At 64.7% G+C, this 4209-nt stretch carries 3 protein-coding genes; 1 reads left to right on the forward strand and 2 read right to left on the reverse strand.

All coding sequences use genetic code 11. The features are described 5' to 3' along the window. Both G1E_RS04600 and moaA read right to left on the reverse strand, forming a co-directional pair. Positions 1 to 553, reverse strand: a 553-nt coding sequence (locus G1E_RS04600) for a bestrophin family ion channel (protein WP_009686816.1), incomplete at its 3' end; no start/stop codon positions are given. 20 nt (positions 554 to 573) lie between these two features. Beyond that, positions 574 to 1578: a GTP 3',8-cyclase MoaA gene (gene moaA / locus G1E_RS04605; protein WP_009686815.1), complete on the reverse strand. Its 1005-nt coding sequence runs from the start codon at positions 1576 to 1578 to the stop codon at positions 574 to 576. 236 nt (positions 1579 to 1814) lie between these two features. Between moaA and G1E_RS04610 the strand changes: the two genes are divergently transcribed. After that, positions 1815 to 4145: an FdhF/YdeP family oxidoreductase gene (locus G1E_RS04610; protein ID WP_009686814.1), complete on the forward strand. Its 2331-nt coding sequence runs from the start codon at positions 1815 to 1817 to the stop codon at positions 4143 to 4145. The last annotated feature ends 64 nt before the right edge of the window (positions 4146 to 4209 follow it).

Consider the following 4209-nt stretch of genomic DNA (forward strand, 5'->3'; position numbering starts at 1 on the left):
CCAGCCGCTGCTCCAGCAGGCTGTAACGCCAGTCACTGATCTGTTGTCGCTCGGCCAGCCGCGAGCATTGGCTGCCCACCTCACGCAGGATGCTGTCGCACACGTTGTGCGGGCTGAGCGCCTCGGGCCAGGGCAACCATGGGCGGGCGGCAGCCAGGTCGTCTTCGTTGCGCAACCGCGCATTCAGCGCATGCGCAAACCCGCACAGGCTGCGCAGCAGCTCACGGCGTAGTGCTTCATCGCCGATCACCACGCTCTCACGCACGAATGAGCGGGTTTCGATGATCAGCTTGCCCCAGGCCTTGCGCCCCTCCCACCAACGGTCATAGCAGGCGTTGTTGCGAAAGCTCATGAAGATCGACAGCGACAGGCCCAGCAAGGTGAATGGGGTGGCGCTGACCGGGTAGAAAAACGCCGGGTAATGGCGCTCGACCAGCACAATCAGTGCCGCCAGCAGGGTGACCATCAGGCAGCGCAGGGCAATGCGCTTGATGATCGAACCCTTGAGGGTGAACAACACGCGCAACACATCGGGTGCGGGGTGGACGATCATGGCAATCCAGAGGCAGCTGCTCAGCCGCCGGTCATGTTCATGAAACGCAGGATCTGCACGTCGCCACCGACTTCGAAGTGATGGCGGTAGGGCTTCAGGTGCAGCGAGTCGCGGATGGCCTTTTCCAGGCGGTCGGGGTCGCCCGGGTGGGCCCGCAGCACGTGCTTGAGGTCTACCGAATGCTCGTTGCCCAGGCACAGCAGCAAGCGGCCCTCGACGGTCAGGCGCACGCGGTTGCAGGTGGCGCAGAAGTTGTGGCTGTGCGGCGAAATGAAACCGACCCGGGTGTTGGCCGCTTCGGCCAGGCGCCAGTAACGGGCCGGCCCCTGCGACGTTTCGGTGGACTCCACCAGGGTGAACTGTTCAGCCAGCAGCGCCCGTACTTCATCGCTGGAGCAGAACGACTCGCCACGTTCATGCTCGCTGATCACCCCCAGGGGCATTTCTTCGATGAAGGTGATGTCCAGCTCGCGGTCGATGGCAAAGCGCACCAGGTCGACCAGTTCATGGTCGTTGCGGCCCTTGAGCACCACGCAGTTGAGCTTGGTGCGCTTGAAACCGGCCTGCCGGGCTGCGTCGATGCCGGCAATCACCTGGTGCAGGTCGCCGGTACGGGTCAGTTGCTTGAAGCGGTCGGCGTCCAGGCTGTCGAGGCTGATGTTCAGGCGTGTAACGCCCGCGTCGAACAGCGGCTGGGCCAAGCGGCCAAGCTGCGAGCCGTTGCTGGTCAGGCACAGTTCGCGCAGACCGGGCAGGGCGGCGATGCGCCCGCACAAGTCGACGATGCCCTGGCGCACCAGGGGTTCGCCGCCGGTCAGGCGGATTTTGCGGGTGCCGAGGGCGACGAAGCGCTCGGCCACCTGGAACAGTTCCTCCAGGCTGAGAATCTGTTGGCGCGGCAGGAACTGCATGTCTTCGGCCATGCAGTACACGCAACGGAAGTCGCAGCGGTCGGTGACCGACATCCGCAGGTAGTCGATTTTCCGGTTGAAGCCGTCGATCAGGGCCCGGCTGTTCTGTTCCACGTTCGCGCTCGCGTCTGGGAAGGGGGGCATTTCTGTCCAAGCTATAACCTGGGCGCAGGGCCGTCAAATTGCTTTGTCCGACTGCATGATCGACGGTCTCTATCATGCGGCCTGGCAGCTCCTCGCCTGGCTGCCGTGATCGAAAGCGCTTATCACGCCGTAAGATCTTTCGATTGGACGCCCCGCCCCACGCTCCATAGGCTGAAACAAAGCACCGAAGCGTGAGGATTCACCGCATGAGCCAGGACGAACACATCAGGGACTACAAAGGCGCCGCCGCCGGCTGGGGGGCGCTGAAAAGCGTGACCAAGAGCTGGCTGGGCAGTGACAACGCCTTCAAGAACCTGCGTGCCATGCTCAAGACCAACCAGAACGGCGGCTTCGACTGCCCTGGCTGTGCCTGGGGCGAGTCGCCGGAAAGCGACATGGTCAAGTTCTGCGAAAACGGCGCCAAGGCGGTCAACTGGGAAGCCACCGGCCGCTCGGTGGACCCGGCCTTCTTTGCCAAGTACAGCGTCAGCGCGTTGAAGCAGCAGACCGACTACTGGCTTGAGTACCAAGGCCGCCTGACGCACCCGATGCGCTATGACGCAGCCACCGACCATTACGTGGAAACCACCTGGGCAGAAGCGTTCGAGCTGGTTGCCCGGCACCTGCGCGCACTGCAATCGCCGGACGAAGCCGAGTTCTACACCTCGGGCCGGGCCAGCAATGAAGCGGCGTTTCTCTACCAGCTGTTCGTGCGTGCCTATGGCACCAACAATTTCCCGGACTGCTCCAACATGTGCCACGAAGCCAGCGGCTCGGGCATGTCGGAAACCCTGGGGGTGGGCAAAGGCACCGTGGTGTTTCACGACCTGGAACTGGCCGATGCCATTTTCGTGATTGGCCAGAACCCTGGCACCAACCACCCGCGCATGCTCGAACCGCTGCGTGAAGCGGTCAAGCGCGGTGCCCAGGTGGTGTGCTTCAACCCGCTCAAAGAGCGTGGCCTGGAGCGTTTCCAGCACCCGCAGCACCCGTTCGAAATGCTCAGCAATGGCTCCGAGCCGACTTCCAGCGCGTACTTCCGCCCAGCCTTGGGGGGCGACATGGCGGCCATGCGCGGTATTGCCAAGTTCCTGTTGCAGTGGGAACGCGAGGCCCAGGCCAAGGGCGAACCGCCGGTGTTCGACCACGCCTTCATCGCCGAGCACACCAGCGGTATCGATGGCTACCTGGCGGCGGTCGACGCCACGGCTTGGGAACACATCGTTGAGCAGTCTGGCCTGACCTTGGCCGAGATCGAACTGGCCGCGCGTATGTACCGCAAGGCCGAGCGGGTCATCATGTGCTGGGCCATGGGCGTGACGCAGCACCGCCATTCGGTGGCCACCGTGCAGGAAATCGTCAACCTGCAGCTTCTGCGCGGCAACGTCGGCAAGCCCGGCGCTGGCCTGTCGCCGGTGCGCGGCCACAGCAACGTGCAGGGCGACCGCACCATGGGCATCGACGAGAAGCCCCGGGCAGCACTGCTCGACGCCCTGGAAAAACGCTTCCGCTTCCGTGTGCCGCGTGCCCACGGGCACAATGCGGTGCTGGCGATCAAGGCCATGGAGGAGGGGCGGGCCAAGGTGTTCGTCGCCCTGGGCGGCAACTTTGCCCAAGCCACCCCGGATACACCGCGTACCCATGCCGCGCTGCAGAAGTGTGCGCTGACCGTGCAGATTTCCACCAAGCTCAACCGCTCGCACTTGGTCACCGGCCGCGACGCGCTGATCCTGCCATGCCTGGGCCGTACCGAAATCGACCTGCAGGCCGCAGGGCCGCAGGGCGTGACCGTGGAAGACACCTTCAGCATGGTGCACCTCTCCCATGGCCAGTTGCGCCCGCGCTCGCCGCACATGCGTTCGGAGCCATGGATCATCGCCGGCATGGCCAAGGCCACGCTGGGCAACCAGCCGATCGACTGGGCCTATGCGGTGGCCGACTACAACCGCATCCGCGACATGATTGCCGACGTCATCCCCGGCTTCGCGCGTTTCAATGAGCGCTTGAACAGCCCTGGCGGGTTCCACCTGGGTAACCACGCTGCCGAGCGCAACTTCCGCACGGCCACCGGCAAGGCGCGCTTCATGCCCCACACGCTGCCCGAGGCATTGGTCAACGCCAAGGTGCTGGCCCGCGGGGACAAGCCCGACCTGATCTTGCAGACCCTGCGTTCGCACGACCAGTACAACACCACCCTGTATGGCCTGGACGACCGCTACCGTGGGGTGTTCGGCCTGCGCGAAGTGGTGTTCGTCAACGAGGCCGACATCCGCCGCCTGGGCTTCGAGCCGGGTGAGCACGTGGACCTGGTGTCGCTGTGGGAGGATGGTGTGGAGCGGCGGGTGTCGGGGTTCCGCCTGGTGGCGTATGACGTGCCGCAAGGGCAGGCGGCGGCTTACTACCCCGAGACCAACCCGCTGGTGCCGCTGGAGAGTTATGGCGAGGGGACGTACACCCCGACCTCGAAGTTTGTGGCGATCAAGCTGGAGAAGGCCAAGGCCGGGAACCGGATTGCGGCGGTGCTGGCTTCGGATTGACGGGCGCCTGCAAGGGCCCTGTCGCGGGCGGGGGTAGGCGCAGGATCTTCAGCGCCTGTGAGAT

The organism is Pseudomonas sp. TJI-51 (assembly GCF_000190455.2).
Taxonomy (GTDB): Bacteria; Pseudomonadota; Gammaproteobacteria; order Pseudomonadales; family Pseudomonadaceae; genus Aquipseudomonas; species Aquipseudomonas juntendi.